This window comes from Micromonospora sp. BL4, assembly GCF_003667505.1.
Lineage (GTDB): Bacteria > Actinomycetota > Actinomycetes > Mycobacteriales > Micromonosporaceae > Micromonospora.
The window spans coordinates 20,607-41,643 of sequence record NZ_RCVJ01000085.1 but is presented as its reverse complement, the minus strand read 5'-3'; the positions used below and the strand labels follow the sequence as shown (position 1 = coordinate 41,643).

General features: G+C 71.6%; 18 protein-coding genes. 4 read left to right on the top strand and 14 right to left on the bottom strand.

The genetic code is table 11. From position 1 onward, the window contains the following. Window positions 1–10: 10 nt before the first annotated feature. The 14 genes from EAD89_RS07640 to EAD89_RS07575 all read right to left on the bottom strand — a co-directional run bounded on the left by EAD89_RS07640 (window position 11) and on the right by EAD89_RS07575 (window position 14,320). The gene (locus tag EAD89_RS07640) at window positions 11–1,375 is read right to left on the bottom strand and encodes a lipopolysaccharide biosynthesis protein (RefSeq protein ID WP_121652357.1); all 1,365 of its coding nucleotides are present in this window, start codon (window positions 1,373–1,375) and stop codon (window positions 11–13) included. Between the two features lie 10 nt (window positions 1,376–1,385). Beyond that, window positions 1,386–2,342 carry a glycosyltransferase gene (locus EAD89_RS07635; protein WP_121675221.1) on the bottom strand — a complete coding sequence of 319 codons (957 nt, stop codon included), beginning with the start codon at window positions 2,340–2,342 and terminating at the stop codon, window positions 1,386–1,388. After that, on the bottom strand, window positions 2,339–3,718 hold the full coding sequence (locus tag EAD89_RS07630) for a hypothetical protein (protein WP_147458772.1): 1,380 nt from the start codon (window positions 3,716–3,718) through the stop codon (window positions 2,339–2,341). The genes EAD89_RS07635 and EAD89_RS07630 overlap by 4 nt, the downstream gene beginning before the upstream one ends. Window positions 3,719–3,876: 158 nt before the next feature. Then, the gene (locus EAD89_RS07625) at window positions 3,877–5,937 is read right to left on the bottom strand and encodes an acyltransferase family protein (RefSeq protein WP_121675219.1); all 2,061 of its coding nucleotides are present in this window, start codon (window positions 5,935–5,937) and stop codon (window positions 3,877–3,879) included. Between the two features lie 202 nt (window positions 5,938–6,139). Further along, window positions 6,140–7,408, bottom strand: a complete 1,269-nt coding sequence (locus EAD89_RS07620) for an alginate lyase family protein (protein ID WP_121675218.1) — start codon at window positions 7,406–7,408, stop codon at window positions 6,140–6,142. 110 nt (window positions 7,409–7,518) lie between these two features. Continuing rightward, window positions 7,519–8,139, bottom strand: a complete 621-nt coding sequence (gene rdgB / locus EAD89_RS07615) for an RdgB/HAM1 family non-canonical purine NTP pyrophosphatase (RefSeq protein ID WP_121675217.1) — start codon at window positions 8,137–8,139, stop codon at window positions 7,519–7,521. Then, window positions 8,136–8,861: a ribonuclease PH gene (gene rph, locus EAD89_RS07610; protein WP_121675216.1), complete on the bottom strand. Its 726-nt coding sequence runs from the start codon at window positions 8,859–8,861 to the stop codon at window positions 8,136–8,138. Before rph ends, rdgB begins: the two co-directional genes overlap by 4 nt. Before the next feature lie 69 nt (window positions 8,862–8,930). Beyond that, window positions 8,931–9,674, bottom strand: coding sequence for an MBL fold metallo-hydrolase (locus EAD89_RS07605; protein ID WP_121652350.1), 744 nt, complete (start codon window positions 9,672–9,674; stop codon window positions 8,931–8,933). Between the two features lie 225 nt (window positions 9,675–9,899). Then, complete coding sequence (locus tag EAD89_RS07600) at window positions 9,900–10,865, bottom strand: PLP-dependent cysteine synthase family protein (protein WP_121652349.1); 966 nt, start codon at window positions 10,863–10,865, stop codon at window positions 9,900–9,902. Between the two features lie 11 nt (window positions 10,866–10,876). After that, window positions 10,877–11,266 carry a MoaD/ThiS family protein gene (locus EAD89_RS07595; RefSeq protein WP_121675215.1) on the bottom strand — a complete coding sequence of 130 codons (390 nt, stop codon included), beginning with the start codon at window positions 11,264–11,266 and terminating at the stop codon, window positions 10,877–10,879. Window positions 11,267–11,332: 66 nt separating this feature from the next. Further along, window positions 11,333–11,821, bottom strand: coding sequence for a Mov34/MPN/PAD-1 family protein (locus EAD89_RS07590; RefSeq protein ID WP_121675279.1), 489 nt, complete (start codon window positions 11,819–11,821; stop codon window positions 11,333–11,335). Window positions 11,822–11,875: 54 nt separating this feature from the next. Then, the gene (locus EAD89_RS07585; protein ID WP_172899170.1) at window positions 11,876–12,370 is read right to left on the bottom strand and encodes a DUF2017 domain-containing protein; all 495 of its coding nucleotides are present in this window, start codon (window positions 12,368–12,370) and stop codon (window positions 11,876–11,878) included. Window positions 12,371–12,372: 2 nt separating this feature from the next. After that, window positions 12,373–12,663, bottom strand: a complete 291-nt coding sequence (gene clpS / locus EAD89_RS07580; RefSeq protein ID WP_121652347.1) for an ATP-dependent Clp protease adapter ClpS — start codon at window positions 12,661–12,663, stop codon at window positions 12,373–12,375. A gap of 148 nt (window positions 12,664–12,811) precedes the next feature. Further along, the gene (locus EAD89_RS07575; RefSeq protein WP_233578300.1) at window positions 12,812–14,320 is read right to left on the bottom strand and encodes a hypothetical protein; all 1,509 of its coding nucleotides are present in this window, start codon (window positions 14,318–14,320) and stop codon (window positions 12,812–12,814) included. A 239-nt stretch (window positions 14,321–14,559) separates the two neighbouring features. Here EAD89_RS07575 and EAD89_RS07570 point away from each other — a divergent pair, with 239 nt between their 5' ends. The 4 genes from EAD89_RS07570 to EAD89_RS07555 are packed head-to-tail and all read left to right on the top strand — an operon-like array spanning window position 14,560 to window position 20,458. Beyond that, window positions 14,560–17,238, top strand: coding sequence for a LuxR C-terminal-related transcriptional regulator (locus EAD89_RS07570; protein ID WP_121675214.1), 2,679 nt, complete (start codon window positions 14,560–14,562; stop codon window positions 17,236–17,238). 16 nt (window positions 17,239–17,254) lie between these two features. Beyond that, window positions 17,255–18,541: a nicotinate phosphoribosyltransferase gene (locus tag EAD89_RS07565; RefSeq protein ID WP_121652344.1), complete on the top strand. Its 1,287-nt coding sequence runs from the start codon at window positions 17,255–17,257 to the stop codon at window positions 18,539–18,541. A 44-nt stretch (window positions 18,542–18,585) separates the two neighbouring features. After that, window positions 18,586–19,167 (top strand): isochorismatase family protein, encoded by a 582-nt coding sequence (locus EAD89_RS07560; RefSeq protein WP_121652343.1) that lies wholly within the window; start codon window positions 18,586–18,588, stop codon window positions 19,165–19,167. Between the two features lie 40 nt (window positions 19,168–19,207). Beyond that, on the top strand, window positions 19,208–20,458 hold the full coding sequence (locus EAD89_RS07555; protein WP_121652342.1) for an MFS transporter: 1,251 nt from the start codon (window positions 19,208–19,210) through the stop codon (window positions 20,456–20,458). The last annotated feature ends 579 nt before the right edge of the window (window positions 20,459–21,037 follow it).

Genomic DNA, 21,037 nt, shown 5'->3' with positions numbered 1-21,037 from the left:
TCACCCCGGCTCAGCTCCTGAGGACCGTCCGCCGGATCTCCGCCCAGGGGGGAAGTTCGGCGCCCGCCACGACGTCGCGCTTCGCTCGGGACCAGAACAGCACGAGAACGATCGCCTCGGACAGCACCGTCGCCCAGGCGGCGCCAGCCACCCCGAACAGCGGGATCGCGGTGGCCAGCGCGGCCAGGTAGGCGAGCGAGCCCAGCCCCTGATACAGCACCTTCTGCCGCACCAGGCCGCCGCTCATCAACAGCGACTCGACGCTCGCCGCACCGAAGCGCAGTGGGATCGCCAGCGCGAGGATGGCCATCACCGGTACGGAGGTCCGGTACTCCGCGCCGAAGATCAGCGGAATGGCGTAACGCCCGACCAGCGCGACGACGGCGCCGAGGAGCAACCCGAGACCGATCATCCCGACCGTGCCGGCGCGGTACGCGATGAGGACCGCGTTGCGGTTGGAGCGGGACCACCGGTGCAGCTTCGCCAGGAAGTACTGCTGGTAGACGATGCGCGGCAGCAGGTAGATCGCGGTCAACAGCGTCATGGGCACGGCGAGCACCGCGGCGGACTCCGAGCTCAGGAACTCGGCGGAGACGACGATGCCCAGTTGCATGCCGAGCTGGTAGAAGAGGCTGCCCAGCAGGAACAGCCACGTGGCGGCGACGAGGTGGCGGGCCCGGGGTGGCCGCGTCGGGCGACGGAGCGCCGGCGGGTGGCCCTCCAGCGTCGCCCGCCCGTACCAGAACGGCGCGATCATCAGGACACTCATGGCCACCGTGACGGCGGCCACGAGGGCGTAGCCCAGCGCCACCATGAGTGCCGACAGCCCGAAGGACAGGGTCAGAACGGCCACGACAAGTCGACCGACCTGCGGCGCCAGTTGCAGAGCCGCGAGCCGCCCGTAGGCGCCCTGCAGCTGGAGCGCCGACCCGGACAGCGCCATGGCGACGAGCGACAGGATGATCGGGGCGAGCCCGATCCGCAGGTCGCCGGTGCCGGGATCATGCCGGTCGAGCAGTCCCCAGCCGACGAGCGCGACGACCAGCAGCCCGGACGTGACCGTGACCAGCGCGATGGACGGCCGTACCCAACGGAACGCCCGCGACCCCTCGCGTCCGAACCGTTGCAGCCAGAACTCGGCGACGCCGAAGATGGCCAGTGGCCCGGCCAGCGTGACCAGGGACATGACCGACATGAAGGCACCGAAGTCCGCCTTGGGCAGGCTACGGGCGAGCAGCACCTGGGTGAGGAACGCGAGCACGGTGACGCCGGCCTGGCTGATCCCGAGCAGGCCCAGCTGGCGGAGGCGGCGCGCCATGCCGCTGCCAGACCGGCCGCCTGCCGCCGTGCCGGTCCGCACCTCGACTCCGGTCATCGTCCGACCGTCATGCGGTCACTCTGGCCGGCACGTGCGATCGCAACGTCTCCAGCTCCGCCTCCGTGCGACTCATCCACGCCTCGCGGGCCGCCGCGATCCGCCCGGCCGCGGCCGGATCCTCGGCGATGGCCTCCCGGACACCGGCGACCAGGGCGTCGCTCTGGTTGGCGACGAGCGTGGCGAAGCTCCCGAACAGAGCCTCGGTGGTCCGGGTGCGGGACAGGACCAACGGCCGACCCGCGCTGAGCGCCTCGCACGCGCCGCTGGGCTGCGTGGCGTCCCGGTCGGTCAGCACGACAACCGCGCGCGAGGCGGCGACGGCCGCCTCGTAGTCGGGGAGGTCGAGGAAGCCCAGGGTGGTGAAGTTGGGCAGGCGCTCCGCGCGCTCGCGAAGCGGCGGCGGCAGCCGGTGCAGTGGCGCGGTCGTCGCGAAGGTGACGTCCGGCATCGCCTCGATGGCGTCGATGAGGACGTCCATCGGCTCGTCCGGGGCGACGGTGGCCACGACGAACACCCAGTCCCGTGGTGCGGCCGGCGGGATCTCCCGAAGTGGGTCGTGCACGACGAGCGTGCGCAGGCCCGGGAACTCCGCACGGGCGATGGCGTCGGCCTCTTCGGTGTGGGTCAGGACCAGTTGAGCCCCACGCAGGATCGACGCGGTGCTGGGAACCCGGCGCCACCACGACTGGAACTGCCCGTTGTGGGCGTCGACGATGTACGGAACCCGGCCGAGATAGGGCGCCAGCGCGGACAGGTGGGGCTGTGCCTGCGCGACCACGAACGATGGCCGACGCGTACGGAGCAGTTTGAGGTCGTTCCACGTGTGGGCGACGTAGTCGAAGGGGCGCAGGATCTTCGGCGTCGCCTTGGACGGACGCCACGCCACCTCGGCGCCCAACGCCTCCGCGAGCACATCGGACCGACGCTGATAACGCTTCCACGAAATGAACAGGGGGGAGCTCATCTGTGATCACCACCAGCATCGGTCGGCGCGCCGACCGGCGTGCTCGAAAGAGGGAAGAACCGGACGAGAAGAATGAGGGAGAGGAAGAACAACCACATGAAGTACGAGTACGAGGTCGGCTTCTGCGTGAGAGCGGAGATGACGGTCAGGACGTAGAGGATGGTCAGCATCCACCTCGCCTCGACTGCGATGGCCCGCTTCGTCACCCGCCACAGGTTGACGAAGATAATCGTCATGAGAATGAGCCCGAGCAATCCCCACACCACGAAGACGCGCAACGGATCGGCGTGGGTGTTCCAGGGTTCGTAGCCCAGCCCGATGAGCCAGACGTCCCACGGCGCGTCCTGCCACACTTCCGCTACGCGGAACCAGATCTGCCCTCGACCGTGCAGGAACTCGTCGTTGGTCGGATTGAGTGAGCCGATCTGCGTGACGAGAAAGAGCGCACGATCCAACAGGTGGGCGCCCCAACGGATCGCCGCCAGGACCACGAGGACGACGAGGACGACCGCTCCCCAGACGGCGGTGCGGAACGGCAGGTCGGAGATCTGCCGGAGGAGCTCGGGGAGCCGGCGCAGCTCGAACGCGACGATCACCAACGCCACACAGAGGATGGTGATCCGGTGTGTGCTGACGACCGCGGTGGCGGCCAGGAGCGCGACGGCGGCGTAGCGGACCACCGGACTGAGCCGTAGCCGGTTACCGGCGGCGTAGAGGATGAACACCGCGAAAATCAGGAGTCGCCCGAGGGATGCCGGGTGGAAGTAACCGCCCGAGGCGCGTCCGACCTTGCCGCTCATGAGGTTGAAGAAGTAGGTGTACGGGACGACTCCGGCGACCTGCAGCCAGGCGATCACGGAATGCGCGACGGCGCCGAGGACCACGAGCAGCAGCACCCACCGCAGCCGTTCGGCGGAGAACCAGTCCGGCTTGAGGAACACGACCGCCAACAGCACGATCGGCGCGAACCCGACCGCGAGCTGGGCGCCCTGCGTGATGACCCCGCTCTTCGGCGCGACGTCCGGACCGAAGAGCGCGACCACGTCGGCCGTGGTGAAGATCTGGAGGAAGTCCTCCCGCGCGGATATCGCCAGCAGGCCGATGATGGAGAACAGGCCGAGAACCAGCAGCGCGACCATGGAGGGCGCCAGATCCGTCGGGAAACGCTTCATCGCCACGACGAGGGCGACAAAGGACCCCACCATGAAAACGGCGCCAATCACCGTCGCCACCATGCCGGCGTCCACGGTGTCCGCCGCTACCTTTTCGCCGAAAATGTCGAAGAACGATTTCACGCCGATCATTACCATGGCGAGTACGGCCATGATCTGGGCGGCGGCCCACGGATAACGCCCGAGTCGCCGGCCACTGCCCACGGTCGGGACAGTCGCCGCCTTTCGAGGCATTATGTCCATTTCATGATCCTCTCAGCGCTATCCCTCGGGGCACTATACGCGAGCGTCATAACTGTTTGAGGTGACCGCGGTCGCCGGTGCATTCCACGTGAACCGCCCCTACCGGTCGCGGTTCGCCCCTACAGCGCGAGGCGTGCCGCGACGCGCTCGACGAGGTGGGACCCCAGGGTGCGCGCGTAGGTCGCCGTTATGTGGTGCGCATCGCGGTAGACGATGACGTTGCCGATCACCAGCGGACACCGGGTCGCGGTGCAGAACAGGTCGGTGAGATCAACCATCCGCACCTTGCCGTCGGTCCGCTTCGCGGCCTCCTCCAGGGCGTCCCGGGTGCCGAGCGCGGCCCGCCGGTCGACGGCGCACCCCGTCGGGTCCCCGCCGTTCGCCGCGTCGTCGACCAGGCAGCCGAGGTCGGCCGCGCCGAGCCCCGGATTGTCCACCACCACGACGATCCTGGTTCCCCGCTCCAACACCGGACGCCACGCCTCGACGTACTTGCGGATCTGGCCGCCCGCCGCCCGGGGGTCGGCGCTCGCGTTCCGCCTCCCGCTGACGATGACGAGGTCGTACTTCGGGCCCTCACCAAGTCGCTGGGCCATCGCCTGCCGTCGCGCGTAGCACGCGTCGGACTGGTCTGCGGCCTCCACCTTCGCCCAGATGCACCCACGGGCGACGTAGGTGTCGACCGCCCAGTTCCGGGCGTCGAGCTGACCCTCGATCGCCGGAATGAGCATCGCCGCGTGCGAGTCTCCGACGAGTGCGACCCGGGTCGCGTCGGGCCGCTGCGATCCGATTCGACACGACGTGAGCCTGGAGCCCGGCTCCTGGTCGTAACACCGGTACGCGGAGCCGGTGTCCTTGGTGAGCATCGACATCTCCGGGAACAGCTCCCGGCCGAGAGCGCCGTCCGCGCAGCGCTGCGGCTCGACCCTGGCACCCGCCCCGAGGCACGGCGTGCCCGCCGCCAACAACTGATCGAGACGCGAGGTGTTCGCCTGGCTGCTCTGTTCGAGCAGCCGGTTTCCGGCGACGACGACGGACAGGACCAGTGCCATCGACATCGCCGCGGCCGCGTACTGCGGCCACAGCCGGCGCCCGCGGGTGAACAGACCGAACCGTACCGGGTCCTCGACGAGGCGCTTGGTCAGCGCGGCCAGCACCACCACACCGGCGATGACGACGAGCTTCACCGGCCAGGTCATCCGGTCGCCGGTGGTCAGCTCGAAGATCACGATGGGCGGCCAGTGCCAGAGGTAGACGGAGTACGACCAGTCGCCGAGCCTCTGCACCGGCGCCCAGGCCATCGGCCCGGAAGGAGACCAGCGCGGGCCGGGAGCGCCCGCCCAGATGGCGGCGAGCGTGCCGACCACCGGCAGCGCCGCGGCGTAGCCCGGGAAGGGTGTCCCGGAATGGAGCACGAAGGCGGCCACACCGATCAGGAGCAGACCCAGCCAGGAGACCGCCGCCCGGGTACGCTCCCCGGCCGACCGACCGAGTCCCGGCAGGGTCGCGAGCATCGCGCCGGCCCCGAACTCCCACGCCCGGGTGGGCGTGACGAAGTAGGCGGCGGCGCTGTTCGCGGACGTCTCGTAGACGGAGTAGGCGAAGGAGACCGCGACGATCAGGGCGAGCGTGACCCGGATCGCGCGCATCGGGTCCGTCCGCCGGAGCCGGCCGGCGATCACCACCGCGAGCACGATCAACAGAGGCCAGACCAGGTAGAACTGCTCCTCCACCGAGAGCGACCAGTAGTGCTGCACCGGCGACCGGACGTTCTCCGCAGCGAGGTAGTCCACGGCGTCGTGCGCCAGTTGCCAGTTCTCGACGTAGATGGTCGCCGCCGCGATCTCGCGGAGGATCTGCGGCCAGTAGAGCTGCGGCACCCAGATGAAGACGCCCACCGCCGTCGCGACGAGGACGAGCAGAGAGGCCGGCAGCAGACGCCGGATCCGGCGGGCCCAGAAGGCCCGGAGGCGGACCGAGCCGGACTGCTCCGCCTCCCGCACCAGGTGCGCGGTGATGAGGAAGCCGCTGATCACGAAGAAGGCGTCGACACCGACGTATCCGCCGGGGATCCGGTGCGGCCAGAAATGGAACAGCAGCACCAGGAGGACCGCGAGCGCCCGCAGTGCTTGGATCTCCGGCCGTAGCAGCCCACGAGTCGTCGGCTTCGAGTCGCTCACTGTGCCTCACCACGGCGGTAGGGGTAAGGGTGGCGCGTACCGGCCACACCGCCACGCACTGGCGGCGACGGCGAGGGTATACGGCCGTGACGCCCTTACTCCATCCGGGGACGGTCAACGGACCGCGCAGTGCGTGTCAGCCCGGAGGAGTTACGACACAGTGGACAGAGCCGGGCGCGGGGACGGGAGAGCCGCCGCGGGCTCAGTTCGGGTTACCGGCGTGGGTCAGCGTCTCCCAGGCGAAGAAGTAGGCCGGGGGCCCGGCCGGCCGTTCGGCCTCCACCACGCGCCGGGTGTTCGGCAGGTCGATCTTCATCCGGGTGACGTAGTGGTTGAGGGCGATCTCGGGTGGGGGCGCCAGCCCGGTGACGAGTTTGCCGCCGCACAGCCACGGCGGCACCGGCTTGCCCAGCTCGAAGCCGGTGTGGAACTCCAGCGCACGGGTGAGCCGCTCCCGTGCCTCGGCGTACAGGTCCCGCCCCTGGATCCACGCCGTCTCGGCGACATGCGCCGCCGCCGCGAGACCCCACCCGGTGTGCAGGAAGTCCCGGCAGGTCTCCTGGGCGAACCCGTCGACGAGCAAGGTCTGCCCGCCCCAGTACTGGACCAGCTGTGGCGTCGTGAGGGCATCACCGGGCGGCGCGTACGGCAGGGGTCCGTCGCCACTCAGATAGACGTACGCCCGCAGCCGCAGCCGCCACCTCTCGACGGCCTTCAGGAACGACGGGCGATCGTCGAGGAAGACCGAGATGCCGACCGCCGCGTCGAGCATGATCAGCTCCCAGTTGCCCGCCCTGGAGGCATTCGTGCCGGCGAGCACCGTCGGTAGGTAGACGGTGCGGAGCATTCGCTCCGTACGCGCCAACCAGTCCGGATGCCAGCCGGTGTAGGTGTGCTTGATCAGCTCCGCGGCTCGCGCGAACGTCGCCCCGCCCCACCCCGCCTGCAGCGGCGCATTGGAGTTGGTGTGCTTCTTGAGCACGCCGGACCACGCGTCCATGATGTCGATGGCCTTCTCCGCGTACCTGCGGTCACGCGTGAAGCACCACATCAACGCCTGGGTGTACGCGGCCACCGCGTCCTCGGCCTCGGCGGTGCATCCGCTGTCCGGCTGGGAGTAGAACCCGCAGTCCACAACGGGCACCGGCCGGGGGCGCCAGGACAGCTCGGCGTACTGGCTGCGCTGCATGGCGAGCCACGCCGAGCGCCAGGGCTCCTCACCAGCCCTGACCTTCCGGCTCACGAAGTTCAACTGCTCGCTGCGCACCAGCACGCCAGGGTGGACGAAACCACTGCGGGCATCGCGCGACTCGGTCAGCGGTGGCGCCGGCGGGATGGGCTCCACGACCCACGCGCCGGCCGCCTCGCCCTCCGGCGTCTTGGTCGAGAAGGCCAGGACACCACCGCTGGCGGCCAGCAGGGCAAGACCCATCAGTGCCGCCAGCACGCCGCGCCTACCGGCCCACGCCATCCCGTCTCCTCGCCCGCCTGCCGACCCGGATGCCCGGGCTCCCGGACTCAGTACATGCCATCGTCCGATCGCCCGGCCACCCCGTGGGCGCAGACCGGACCGTCCCGGCCTCAGGCCTGGCTGGGCGGCAGCACCTTCGCGACCAGCTTGGCCAGCTCGCGCAGCGCCTTGCCGCGGTGGCTGATCGCGTCCTTCTCATTCGGGGTCAGCTCGGCGTTGGTCCGGTCCTGCCCGTCGCCCAGGAAGATCGGGTCGTAGCCGAAGCCACCGTCGCCGCGCGGGGCACGCAGCACCCGCCCGGACTGCCGGCCGTCGACCAGGTGCTCCTTGCCACCGGGCAGCACCAACGCCACCGTGCAGACGAACGAGGCGGCCCGCTGCTCCTCGGGCACGTCGGAGATCTGGTCCAGGACCAGCTGAAGGTTGGCCTGGTCGTCGCCGTGCCGGCCGGACCAGCGGGCGCTGAACACCCCCGGCATCCCGTTGAGCGCGTCCACCGCGAGCCCGGAGTCGTCGGCGATGGTCGGCAACCCGGTACGCCGGAAGCCCTCCCGCGCCTTGATGAGCGCGTTCTCGCCGAAGGTCAGGCCGGTCTCCGGCAGCTCCTCGTACTGCTCGACGTCATCCAGCCCGAGCAGGGCGATCCGGTGCGCGCCGAGCGCAGCGTCCAGGATCCGCTGGAGTTCCACCAACTTCTTACGGTTGCGGGTCGCGAGCAGGACCTTGTTCATGACAGTGCCTTCCGCTGGGCTTCGGCCAACTCGGCGCAGCCGGCGACGGCCAGGTCGAGCAGGGTGTCGAGCTGCTCCCGGGCGAACACGCCCGCCTCACCGGTGCCCTGCACCTCGACGAAGTCGCCCGCGCCCGTGCAGACCACGTTCATGTCCACCTCGGCGGCGACGTCCTCCTCGTAGCAGAGGTCGAGCCGCGCCTCCCCGGCGATGATCCCCACGCTGACCGCGGCCACCGAACGGTGCATCACGTTCTCCGGCTTCCCGGCCAACGCCTTGCGGGCGGCCAACCAGCCCACCGCGTCGTGCAGCGCCACGTACGCGCCGGTGATCGCGGCCGTCCGGGTCCCGCCATCGGCCTGGAGCACGTCGCAGTCGAGCACCACCGAGTTCTCGCCGAGCGCCTTCAGGTCGATGCAGGCGCGCAGGCTGCGGCCGATCAGCCGGGAGATCTCGTGGGTCCGGCCACCGACCCGACCCTTGACGCTCTCCCGGTCGGAGCGGGTGTTGGTGGCCCGGGGCAGCATCGCGTACTCGGCGGTCACCCAGCCGAGCCCGGAGCCCTTGCGCCAGCGGGGCACCCCCTCGGTGACGCTCGCCGTGCAGAGCACCCGGGTGCCGCCGAACTCGACGAGCACCGAGCCCTCCGGATGGGTGCTCCAGCCCCGGGTCAGGGTCACCGGTCGAAGTTGATCGGGCCCTCGCCCGTCAGGTCGCGCCATGCCTGCACCCTATGCGGTACGGCGCCGCACCTGCCCTGGGGTGCCCCCGAACCTCGGGGACGAGCCGGGTCAGACGTCGTAGCTGGCGCCGGCCCGGACCACCTCGAGCGGCCCGGTGTACGCGGACGCCGCCGACTCCAGCGTGTGCGCCTCGCTGCCCCAGGCGGGCACCAGGTGGGTGAGCAGCAGCCGACCGACCTCTGCCTTGGTCGCCGCCTCACCGGCTTCCCGGCCGGTGAGGTGCAGATCCGGTGGATTGTCCACGCCGTCGAGGTAGCTGGCCTCGCAGAGGAAGACGTCGGCGTTCTGGGCCAGCCGCAGCAGCGCGTCGCAGGGCGCGGTGTCCGAGGAGTAGCAGAGCGACCGGCCGTCGTGCTCCAGCCGCACGCCGTACGTCTCGACGGGGTGGTTGACCCGGTCGACGGTGACCGAGAACGGGCCGATCGGGAAGGTGCCCGGTTCGAGGGCGTAAAACTGGTAGACGTCCTCCACGGTGCCGTCGTCGCCGTAGGCGGCGCTGAGCCGGTCCGGAGCGCCGGAGGGCGCGTACACCGGCAGCGCCGGATAGGGGCCGTCCGGGGCGTACCGACGGACCACCACGTACAGCACGGCGTCGAACATGTGGTCGCAGTGCAGGTGGGTCAGGAGGATCGCGTCCGGGGCGTGCAGCCCCGCGTACCGCTGGAGGCTGGACAGAGAACCTGAGCCGAAGTCGACCAGCAGTCGGAAGCCGTCGGCCTCGACGAGGTAGGCCGAACACGGCGACTCGGGGCCGGGAAAGCTGCCGGCGCTACCCAGGACAGTCAGTCGCATCGAGTTGTCTCGCTGTCACTGTCAGTAGCATCGGTGCCGGCCGTCGTCTCAGCCATGATCTCTACCGACGCGTACGCCACGCTGCGCAGCCTACGCTGGGGTACGCGGCAGCAAGAATCATCCAACGGAACTTGTCACGAACGTGACACCCGCTCACGGCGCTGCGAGCAGCCTACGGGCCGTCGACATGCGCGTCGACGGCCCGTACGCAAAGACCACATCGGGTCAGGCCCAGAGCTGCCCCTCCAGGGCATCCTCGGCGTCGGCCAGCGTGCCGCCGAACGCGCCGGTGGACAGGTACTTCCAGCCGCCGTCGCAGACCACGAAGGCCACGTCGGCGCGGCGGCCGTCGCGGACCGCCTCGTGCGCCACCGCGAGGGCGGCGTGCAGGATGGCGCCCGTGGAGAAGCCGGCGAAGATGCCCTCCACGTCGACGAGCTGCCGGGTACGCAGCACCGCGTCCCGCGTGCCGACCGAGAAGCGCCGGGAGAGCACCGACGCGTCGTACAGCTCCGGCACGTACCCCTCGTCGATGTTGCGCAGGCCGTAGACCACTTCGCCGTAGCGCGGCTCGGCGGCCACGACCTGGATGCCGTCGACCTTCTCCCGCAGGTAGCGCCCGGTGCCCATCAGGGTGCCGGTGGTGCCCAACCCGGCCACGAAGTGCGTGATCGTGGGCAGGTCGTGCAGCAACTCCGGCCCGGTCGTCTCGTAGTGCGCCCGGGCGTTGGCCTCGTTGCCGTACTGGTAGAGCATCACCCAGTCGGGGTGCTCGGCGGCGATCTGCTTGGCGGTGGCGACGGCCTGGTTGGAGCCACCCGCCGCCGGCGAGAAGATGATCTCGGCGCCGTACATCCGGAGCAGCTGGACCCGCTCGGTGGAGACGTTCTCGGGCATCACACAGACCAGCCGGTAGCCACGCAGCTTCGCCACCATGGCCAGCGAGATACCGGTGTTGCCGCTGGTCGGCTCCAGGATGGTGTCACCCGTCCGGAGTCGCCCGGCCTCCTCCGCCGCGCGGACCATGAACAGCGCCGCCCGGTCCTTGATGCTGCCGGTCGGGTTCCGATCCTCCAGCTTCGCCCAGAGCCGCACCGGCGGGGCGCCCTCGGGCACCGTCGGAGAGAGCCGGGGCAGGCCGACCAGCGGCGTGCCCCCGCAGGCGTCGAGCAGGCTGTCGTACCGCGCCATGGTGGCCGCCCTCAGAGGGCGGCGACGGCACCGCGACGGCCGTCGCCGTCAACCGCCGTCGCGCTCTGCCGGCGGACCGCCGCGGCACTGTGCTGGCTGATCGCCGCCGCCGCCGCGAAGCCGAACGCGCCGCCGGCCACGGCCGGCAGGATGGTGATGCTGTCGCCGTCGGAGAGCTTGGCGTCCAGCGCGCCGAGGAACCGCACGTCCTCGTCGTTGACGTAGACGTTGACGAAACGGTGCAGCGCGCCGGCCTCGGTGACCAGCCGGCCGCGGAGCCCCGCGTGCCGGGAGTCCAGGTCGGCGAGCAGGTCGCTCAGGGTGTCGCCGGAACCTTCGACGACCTTCGCGCCGCCGGTGTAGCTGCGCAGGATGGTGGGGATGCGAACCTCGATGGCCATGATGTCGTGCTCCTCATTCGGGTGTGCCAAGGGTGACGGGACGGAACGGGTGCGGACGCTGACGGATCAGCGGCCGGAACACTCGTAGTCGACCGTCGCCGGGCTCTGCCCGAACATGTAGGACTGGACGGCGTGCGGGTCGACCCCGGCCTCCACGATCCGAACCGGCTCCTCGGTCACCACGCCGTCGACGATCCGGAACGACCGGATCTCCTCGGAGTCGGGCTCGCGGGTCGAGACGAGCAGGTAGTGCGCGCCCGGCTCCCCGGCGAAGGAGACGTCCGTCCGCGACGGATACGCCTCGGTGGCGGTGTGCGAGTGGTAGATGACCACGGGCTCCTCGTCCCGGTCGTCCATCTCCCGCCACACCCGCAGGTGCTCCATCGAGTCGAACTCGTAGAACGTCATCGACCGCGCGGCGTTGTCCATCGGGATGTGCCGGGTCGGGGTGTCGCTGCCGACGGGACCGGCGACCACGCCGCACGCCTCGTCTGGATGGTCCCGGCGCGCGTGGGCGACGATCGCGTCGATGATCGACCGGTCGATGCTCAGCACGTGCACCAGCCTAACGCCTGCCGGGTACCGCCCTGAAGTGGTGCCGGTCACGCCCTAGTCGATCAGGGCGTTGAGCAGCGACTCCTGCAGATATCCGAGGTACGCGTAGACCGACAGCTGGAACACCCGACTGGAAGCCGGGTCCTCGGCGACCGCGTCGTCCAGCTCCTCACCCAGGTCCGTGCCGTCCTTGATCTCCAGCCGGACGCCCATCGCCAGCCGGGCGTCGTTCAGCGCCCGCAGCCACGCCTCGGCCGCCTCGGCGTCCAGCCGCACCTCGCCGCCCGCCTCGTCGGGCAGAGCCGCCAGGATGGCCCCCGCCTGATCGATCTTCGCGGTCTTCAGGTCGCCCTCGGTGTAGCGACGGAACTCGGCGGAGCCGGCCGCGTCCTCGGGGTAGACCGCCGGAAAGAGCCGGCCGACGACCGGGTCGGTGTGATCGAAGCCGTCGGTGAGCAGACCGACCACCTCGGAGGCGACCTTGCGCAGCACCCGCACCTCGTCGACGGCGAAGGTGGCGACGTAACGACCGGCCTGGCGGCGGAACATGCTCACGAGCGATCCACCGTCGCCCACAGCCCGTACGCGTGCAGCTGCGACGCGTCGTGCTCCATCCGCTCCCGTGCGCCCGTGGAGACCACGGCGCGGCCCTTGTGGTGCACGTCCAGCATGAGCTCCTCGGCCTTCTCCCGGCTGTAGCCGAAGAGCTTCTGGAAGACCCAGGTCACGTACGTCATCAGGTTGACCGGATCGTCCCACACGATCGTCACCCACTGCCGCTCGGACGCCGGCACCTCGTGGGTGGCCGGCGTCTCGACCGGTGCAACCTGCGGAGCCGCCATGCCCCCCATCGTGCCACCGGTTTCCCGGAACCGAGGAACCGGAACGCCGGCCCGGCGAGGATCACCCAACCCGGCCTCACCGGCCTCGCCCCGAACGCCGTCGGACGCGAGGTGCCGCACGAGGCCGAAGCAGGGCACAGCCACGCCGTCAGGCGAGCAGGATGCCGTGATCGACTGCATCGGAGAGCACCGCGCCGAGCGAGAGGCGGATCACCTCGAACCGTCGGGAAACCTCCCGGGACAGCCCCAGCTCGACCTCCCGCAACGCCCGCTGGGACCACGCCCGCGCGGCGTTGTGGTCGTCATTGCCGGGCGTACGCCACTGCTGCCAGCACCCGCCGGAGAGCGCCACCGCGACCGGCGGGAGCACCTCGTCGCGGAACGCCCGGGGATAGCCGTCGAGCGCGTCGATCGCCTCCGAGCCGGTCAGCGAGGCCACGCCGCCAGTGCTGGTGATCAACAGCACCTTGTCCAGGTCGCGGCCGGGCCGGTGATCGGTCAGGCCGTACTGCACGGCGGTGGCGATCCGGCGGCGCACACCCTCGGCGGGTGGCGCGCCGAGCACCCGGGCCGCGGCGTCCGCCACGATGCCCCGCACGGCGTGGTCGCACTGCGCGGTGGCCAACAGCGACAGCGCCGCCATCTCCCGGTCCAGCAACTCCGGCAGGCCGGCGCAGCCGACCCCGAAGACGATCTCCTGAACCACCCGCAGGTGGGCGTTCGCCAACTCCAGCGCGAGGTGCTGGCGGATCCGCTGTGCGCAGGAGCGGGTCTGGCGGTCGAGTTGCTCGGACCAGTCCCCCGGGTCGGACACCACGGACACCCGGTCGTGCTGACCCGGCAGCACCGGCGGATCCGCGCTGGCCCGCTGCAACCCCTCGTGCGCCGCCCAACCCACCAGCGCCCGACGCAGGTCGGCGGCGGACTCGGCGTCGTCGACCGGGAACCACCGCGCGCCGGCCAGCGAAGGCACCGCGGCCAGCAGCGCCGCGCGGTGCGCCGCCACGGTCACCGCGACCGGGTCCACGTTCCCCGGCACACCGCGTGCGGGCGGGACGGACGCCCCCGCGTCCTCCGTCGTCGCCGCGCCGTCGGGCAGCGGAGCCCAGCCCGCCGCGCCGGGGGTGACCGCGAAGACGACCTTCACCGGGGCCGGGGCCACCTCGGCGAGCAGGTTCAGCTCCGCGGCGGTGAACGCCTGATCGGCCGCGATCACGAAGAGCAGCGCGCCGGCCCGGCCCACGGCGTCGAGCAGCACCCGGCCGCCAGCGACGCCGAGCGTCCCGGTGTCCGGCGTGTCGACCAGCGTGAAGTGCCGCAGCAGCGGCTCGGGCACGCTCAGCTCGACCCGCCGGGGCGGGCGGGCCAGCGCCGGACCGGCGGCGTCCCGGTCCGCGCCGTAGGAGTGCGGTTGGCGATAGCCCGGCACGTACGCCGCACGGGTGGGCGCCTTGGCGTGTCGCACCACGAGCCAACTGCCGGCCGGCACGGTGAGCATGACCGGGTCGAGCCCGAGCAGGGTGGCGAGCACCCCGCGACGCTCGGCACCGGCGGGACCGACGGCGACCACGCCGAGCGGCTCCTCCGGAGCGGGGCCCGTCACCCCGATCCGGGTGGGTAGCGGGCCGCAGCGCGGCAGGTCAGCTGGGCCGGCCATGTCGCCCGGCGAGTCAACCGAGGGGAGAGGGCCCTGCTTCATCGGGTGGCCTCCCGGTGCAGGCGACCGGGTGTCCGGTCGCGTGGAAATTCCGGTGACGGTACCCGGATGCCGGAAGACTACGGGCGGCCCGGTGACCGGGCGGAACACTTCGAATACTCACCGGTAATCACGAGATTACTCAACTTCGGTGCGTGACGGTGCGGGCGCGGACAGGTTTCGATGGATATGCTGCGGACATGAGTCGATGGCAGTTCGTCGGCCGAACCGACGAGCTCAACCGCCTGCTGGCGGCAGTGACCGGGGAGGCCGGCCGAGGGCTCTTCTTCAGCGGCAGCGCGGGCATCGGCAAGAGCCGGCTGCTGCGCGAGGGCCTGAGCACGCTGCCCACCGACCGGTACGCGATCTGGACCATCGCGGCCAGCGCCACCACGGCGGCGCTGCCGTTCGGCGGGCTGGTGCAGGTCCTCCCCGCCGAGCAACCCCAGGGCCTCTCGCCCGCCGGCATCCTGCGCTGGGCGCTGGGCGTGCTGCAACAGCAGGCTGCCGGCCGGCGGATCGTGCTCGCCATCGACGACGCGCACCTGCTCGACCCGCCCTCCGCGGCGCTGGTGCACCTGGTCGCCCGTGCGGAGAACGCCACCGTGGTCGGCACCCTGCGCGACGGCGAGCAGATCCCGCTGCCGATCCGCGCACTCTGGACCGACGATCTGGTCGAGCACGTCGAGCTGACCCCTATGCCACCGGCGGAGACCGCCGGGCTGCTGGCGGCGATCCTGGGTGGTCCGGTCGACGCCGGCTCCGCCGACCGACTCGGCCGGCTGTCGGCCGGCAACCCGCTGCTGCTGCGCGAGCTGGTGCACGCCGCCAACGGCAGCGCGGAGCTCAAACGCACCTACGGCATCTGGAAGTGGACCGGGCGGCTGGAGCTGGCGCCCAACCTGACCGATCTGATCGACACCCGGGTCGGGCAGCTCACCGACGGCGTTCGCGCGGTCGTCGAGCTGGTCGCCTTCGGCGAGCCCCTGGGCCTGCACCTGCTCAACCAGGCCGCCGTCCCGGCCGACGTGGAGACCGCCGAGGAACGTGGGCTGATCAGCGTGGTGCAGCACGACCGGCGGACCAACGTCCGGCTGGCCCACCCGCTCTACGGCGAGGTGATGCGCCGCCGCTGCCCGGTCAGTCGCACCCGGCGGCTCCAGGCGAGCCTCGCGGAACTGCTCGAACGGGTCGGCAAGCGCCGCCGCGACGACCTGTTACGGGTGGCGGTGTGGCGGCTCGACTCGGGCACCGCCCAGGACCCGGCCCTGCTGGTGGACGCGGCGGTGCAGGCGTTCACCCGCTACGACGTGCCACTGGCGACCCGGCTGGCCCGCGCCGCGCTGGACGCCGACGGCGGCTCGGACGCGGCGGAGCTGCTGGCCACCATCCTGATGTTCGCCGACCGACCGGACGAGGCGATCGAGGTCCTGGACGCGGTGAGCCCCGACCCGAGCGACGAGCGGCGACTCTGCCGGTGGCTGACCGTGCGAGGGATGGTCAGCTACTGGGGGCTGAGCCGCGAGTCCACGGTGGAGGAGATCGCGTCCCGTGTCGAGCAGCTCAGCGATTCCGCCGACCGTGCTCGAGTGCACGCCTTCGAGGCAATCATGCGACTGCACCGGCTGGACACGTCCACCGCCGTCCGGCTCAGCCAGCGGGTGCTCGATCGGCCGGCAGCCAGCGTCGCCGCCCGCGAGCTGGCCCGCAGCACCATCGCGTACGTCCAGGCCGCGCAGGGCCAGCTGACCCGCAGCGGTACGGCGATCGCCCAGGTGCACTCCGCGGCGGCCAGTTGGCGTACCGACATGCCGTACCTGCAACTGGCCCTGGAGCTGGCCCGGGGCACCCGGCTCATGCTCACCGGCGACCTGGCCGGCATCGACGCGATCGTCGCCGACGAGTTCGCCGACCTCGCGGGTGCGGGAGACTTCCGGCTCGGCACCGGATACCTGGCCATCCTCCAGGCGTACGCGGCCCGACTGCGCGGGCAGAGCGACGCGGCGATGCGGACGTCGCTCGGCGCCTGCGCGGTGCTGGCCACCAGTCGCGTCTACGCCGGTCTGGCGCAGGCCGAACGGGCGCAGGCGGCGGCGCTGCGCGGCGACGCGGCGCAGGCCGTCGAGGCGATGGCCGAGGCGGACAGCACCCACGCACCGGGCATGGCGGTGCTCTACCCGTGGCTGGAGCAGGCCCGGGGCGCGGTGCTCGCCGCTTCGGGCGACCTGCCGGGCGCGATCAAACAGCTCAACGACCTGGTGGATCGGCTGCGCGGGGACGGCTTCGCCGGGCACGAGGTGCACGTCCTGCACGACCTGGTCCGGCTGGATCAGGCCGGCGCGCCGGTCGGGCCCACCTGCTCCGACGGCGGCCGGCGCACCGTCGCGCAGCGCCTCGCCGAGCTCTCCGAGCAGGTCGACGGTGTGCTTCCGCCGCTGCTGGCCCGGCACGCGCGGGCGGCGGTGACCGACTCCGCCACGGATCTGCTCGCGGTCGCCGACGACTACTCGGCGCTGGAGCTGCACGTGTACGCCGCCGAGGCCACCGCCCAGGCCCTGCACCGGCTGCGCCAGCAGCACTCGACGGCGGCCGGCGACGCCCGGGAACGCCTCGCCGGGCTGCTCAGCCGCTGCGACCTGATCCGCACGCCGGCGCTGCACGCCGGGGCGCCGGTGCTGACCGAGCGGGAGTGGCAGGTGGCGCGGCTCGCCGCGCACGGCGCGACCAGCCGGGCCATCGCCGAGCGGCTCTACCTCTCCGCGCGGACGGTGGAGAACCATCTCCAGCGGATCTACGCCAAGCTCGGCGTGACCGGCAGGGCCGAGCTGTGGGCGGCGCTGCGATCGATCCCGGGCCACGAGGGCGGCGACGGGAGCTGAACCTTAGGCTGGGGCGGTGAGCACCCTCCGCCCCGCGCTGCTGACCGATCACTACGAGCTGACCATGGTCAGCGCGGCCCTCAAGGACGGCACCGCCGACCGCCGCTGCGTCTTCGAGGTGTTCAGCCGCCGGCTGCCGACCGGACGCCGGTACGGCGTGGTCGCCGGCACGGCCCGGCTGATCGAGCTGATCCGCGACTTCCGGTTCGACCCGGAGGAGATCGACTTCCTGCGCCGGACGGGGGTGGTCGACGACGCGGCGGCTGCCTGGCTCGCCGACTACCGCTTCACCGGCGACATCGACGGGTACGCCGAGGGCGAGCTGTTCTTCCCCGGTTCACCGATCCTCACCGTCTCCGGCGGCTTCGCCGAGTGCGTGGTGCTGGAGACGCTGGCGCTCTCCGTGCTCAACCACGACAGCGCGGTGGCGGCCGCGGCGGCCCGGATGGTGACCGCGGCACGCGGCCGGACGCTCATCGAGATGGGGTCGCGCCGGGCGCACGAGGAGGCGGCGGTGGCCGCGGCGCGGTCCGCGTACCTGGCCGGTTTCCGGTTCACCTCCAACCTCGCCGCCGGTGCGCGTTACGGCATCCCCACGGCGGGCACGGCGGCGCACGCGTTCACGCTGCTCCACGACGACGAACGGGCCGCGTTCGCCTCGCAGGTGGCCACGCTGGGCAAGGACACGACGCTGCTGGTCGACACGTACGACATCAGCCAGGGCATCCGCAACGCGATCGCGGTGGCCGGGCCGGAGCTGCGGGCGGTACGAATCGACTCGGGCGACCTGGCGGTGATCGCCCAGCAGTCCCGGGAACTGCTGGACTCGCTGGGCGCCACCGAAACCAAGATCATCGTTTCGGGCGACCTGGACGAATACTCGATCGCCGCGCTGGCCGCCGAACCGGTGGACATGTACGGCGCCGGCACGGCCGTGGTCACCGGCTCCGGAGCGCCCACCGCCGGGCTGGTCTACAAGCTCGTCGAGGTCGAGGGACGGGCGGTGGTGAAGCGCTCCGAGCACAAGGCGACCATCGGCGGCCGGAAGGTCGCGGTCCGCCGGCACAAGCCGACCGGCACCGCCACCGAGGAGGTCATCTGCCCGCAGGGCGTGCCGGACCGGCAGCCCAACGACCGGTTGCTCCAGCGTTCGTACGTGGTCGACGGCGAACCGGTGGCGCTGCCCACCCTCGACGAGTCGCGGGAGCACCTGCGGGAGTGCCTGATCTCCATCCCGTGGGAGGGGCTGAAGCTCTCCGCCGGCGACCCGGCCGTGCCGGTCACCGTCGTACCCGCCGACTGAGCCCAGCAGGACCATCACCGCCCGACCATGAGAGGGAACCCCCGATGGCGAACGCGCTGATCATCGTGGACGTGCAGAACGACTTCTGCGAGGGCGGCTCCCTGGCCGTCGGAGGCGGGGCGGGGGTGGCCGCCGGTATCTCCCGAATGCTCGCCGCCGAGCCGGACCGGTGGGCGCACGTGGTCGCGACCAAGGACTACCACATCGACCCGGGCCCGCACTTCGGCGATCCGCCGGACTTCGTGGAGTCCTGGCCCCGGCACTGTGTGGTCGGCACCAGCGGCTCGGAGTTCCACCCCGACCTGGAGACCGAGCGGGTCGAGGCGATCTTCCACAAGGGCGAGCACGCGGCGGCGTACTCCGGTTTCGAGGGGCATGCCGACGACGGCGAGTGCCTGGCCGACTGGCTGCGCCGGCACGACGTGGACCGGGTCGACCTGGTCGGCATCGCCACCGACCACTGCGTCCGGGCGACCGCGCTGGACGCCGCCCGGGAGGGCTTCGCCACCACCGTGCTGCTCGAACTGACGGCGGCGGTCGCTCCGGACACCACCGACGTGGCGCTGCGGGCGATGGACGGCGCGGGGGTGACCCTGCACGGTCAACCTGTGATCAGGGCCGCATGAGGCGATAATTGGTTGGTCATCGGTCCGCCGCCGGTCGAGGATGTCGCCGGAGGTACGGACCCACGTGAACATGAAGCCTTACCGGGAAGCGCTTGCTCTGCCCGGCTTGCGGTCGCTGCTGCTCGTAGCCGTCCTCGCCCGGATCCCGCTCACCGCCACCGGGGTGACGCTGACTTTCCACGTGGTGCTCGACCTCGATCGGGGCTACGGGGCGGCCGGCCTGGTCGGCGCGGCCATCACGGTGGGCGCGGCGATCGGTGGCCCGTTGCTCGGCCGGCTGGTGGACCGGCGTGGCCTGCGCCCGGTCCTGGTGCTCACCGGGATCGCCGAGGCGGTGTTCTGGGTCACTGCGCCGTCGCTGCCGTACGCGCTGCTGCTGCCGGCCGCCTTCGTCGCCGGCTCGCTGGCCCTGCCGATCTTCTCGGTGGTCCGGCAGTCCATCGCCGCGCTGGTCCCGGAGGACCGGCGCCGCCCGGCGTACGCGCTGGACTCGATGTCGGTGGAGCTGTCCTTCATGGTCGGCCCGGCGCTGGCAGTGGCCCTGGTCACCGCGATCTCCGCGCGGACCACCCTCTACCTGGTCGGCGCCGGCATCGTCGCCGCCGGGATCGCGCTGTGGCTGCTCAATCCACCGACCCGCGGCGCCGCCGAGCCCACCGGCCCACGACGCAAGGTGCCCCGTCGGGAGTGGCTGACTCCCCGGCTGCTGGCTGTCCTGGCCGTCAGCGCCGCCGCGACCCTCGTGCTCGGCGGCACCGACGTGGCGGTGGTCGCCGTACTCCGGGAGAGTGGTGAGGTCGGCTGGACCGGCGCGGTCCTGGCCGGCTGGGCGGTCGCCTCGCTGATCGGTGGCTTCGCCTACGGTGCGGTGCACCGCTCGGTCTCCCCGCTGGTGCTGACGGCGGCGCTCGGCCTCTGCACCATTCCGGTCGGGCTGGGCGGTGCCCACTGGTGGCTGCTCTGCCTGGCGCTGATCCCGGCCGGGGCGCTCTGCGCGCCGACCATCGCGGCCTCCTCCGACGCGGTCAGCCGCCTGGCCCCGGCCGAGGTACGCGGGGAGGCGATGGGCCTGCACGGATCCGCGGTCACCGTGGGCATCGCGGTCGGCGCGCCGCTCGCCGGTGCGGTCATCGATGCCAGCGCCCCGCTCTGGGGCTTCGTGGTGACCGGTGCGCTGGGCGCGCTGGTGACCCTGGTGGTCCTCCCGATCGAGCTACGTCGACGCCGAACCGCGGACGCGGCCACCCTGCCCCCGCCCGTCGAGGCCGACCTCACTCCCGCTGCCCGCTGACTGCCGACTGCCGACTGCCGACACCTGACGGCCACCGGCCGCCGCCCTCGGCTCGAAGCTACGACTGCTCCGGCGCTGGGCCTGATGGCGGGCGCTGATCCTGGCGCAGTCGCTGGTCAACATGTCCCACGCCGACGTGGCGGTGATTCCTTCAGCCGTTCCGGCTTACGTCCGGGGCGGCATGCACTCAAGAGCGTGATACCTCTGAGTCATATTTATGCCTCAGAGGTATCACGCTCTACTGCGACAGGTGGCCGGACGAGCCGGGGAGGAACTCGAGTAGGGCGTGTCTAGCCGACCCCGAGCCGAGCAGGCCGAGCAGGGCCGAGCCGGGCCGAGCCAGGCAGGCAGGCAGGGAGGCAGGCAGGGAGGCCGAGCCAGGCAGGCCGAGCCAGGCGAGCCGAACCAGGTAGGCCGAGCCAGGCAGGCCGAGCCAGGCAGGCCGAGCCAGGCAGGCCGAGCCAGGCAGGCCGAGCCAGGCAGGCCGAGCCAGGCAGGCCGGGAGCCGGGCGCCGGGCTGGCGCCGGGTCCGGACGAGGCGAGGCCGAGTTGACCAGGGCCGTACATGGCGACGGGCGC

What these genes read in the sequence shown, in the direction of transcription:
- EAD89_RS07575 (WP_233578300.1), bottom strand. Translation starts at nt 14,320, where the DNA reads ATGGCCGGCCCAGCTGACCTGCCGCGCTGCGGCCCGCTACCCACCCGG.
- EAD89_RS07635 (WP_121675221.1), bottom strand. Translation starts at nt 2,342, where the DNA reads ATGAGCTCCCCCCTGTTCATTTCGTGGAAGCGTTATCAGCGTCGGTCC.
- clpS (WP_121652347.1), bottom strand. Translation starts at nt 12,663, where the DNA reads ATGGCGGCTCCGCAGGTTGCACCGGTCGAGACGCCGGCCACCCACGAG.
- rph (WP_121675216.1), bottom strand. Translation starts at nt 8,861, where the DNA reads ATGGCGCGACCTGACGGGCGAGGGCCCGATCAACTTCGACCGGTGACC.
- EAD89_RS07605 (WP_121652350.1), bottom strand. Translation starts at nt 9,674, where the DNA reads ATGCGACTGACTGTCCTGGGTAGCGCCGGCAGCTTTCCCGGCCCCGAG.
- EAD89_RS07620 (WP_121675218.1), bottom strand. Translation starts at nt 7,408, where the DNA reads ATGGCGTGGGCCGGTAGGCGCGGCGTGCTGGCGGCACTGATGGGTCTT.
- EAD89_RS07555 (WP_121652342.1), top strand. Translation starts at nt 19,208, where the DNA reads ATGTCGCCGGAGGTACGGACCCACGTGAACATGAAGCCTTACCGGGAA.
- rdgB (WP_121675217.1), bottom strand. Translation starts at nt 8,139, where the DNA reads ATGAACAAGGTCCTGCTCGCGACCCGCAACCGTAAGAAGTTGGTGGAA.
- EAD89_RS07570 (WP_121675214.1), top strand. Translation starts at nt 14,560, where the DNA reads ATGAGTCGATGGCAGTTCGTCGGCCGAACCGACGAGCTCAACCGCCTG.
- EAD89_RS07560 (WP_121652343.1), top strand. Translation starts at nt 18,586, where the DNA reads ATGGCGAACGCGCTGATCATCGTGGACGTGCAGAACGACTTCTGCGAG.
- EAD89_RS07600 (WP_121652349.1), bottom strand. Translation starts at nt 10,865, where the DNA reads ATGGCGCGGTACGACAGCCTGCTCGACGCCTGCGGGGGCACGCCGCTG.
- EAD89_RS07595 (WP_121675215.1), bottom strand. Translation starts at nt 11,266, where the DNA reads ATGGCCATCGAGGTTCGCATCCCCACCATCCTGCGCAGCTACACCGGC.
- EAD89_RS07640 (WP_121652357.1), bottom strand. Translation starts at nt 1,375, where the DNA reads ATGACCGGAGTCGAGGTGCGGACCGGCACGGCGGCAGGCGGCCGGTCT.
- EAD89_RS07585 (WP_172899170.1), bottom strand. Translation starts at nt 12,370, where the DNA reads ATGTTCCGCCGCCAGGCCGGTCGTTACGTCGCCACCTTCGCCGTCGAC.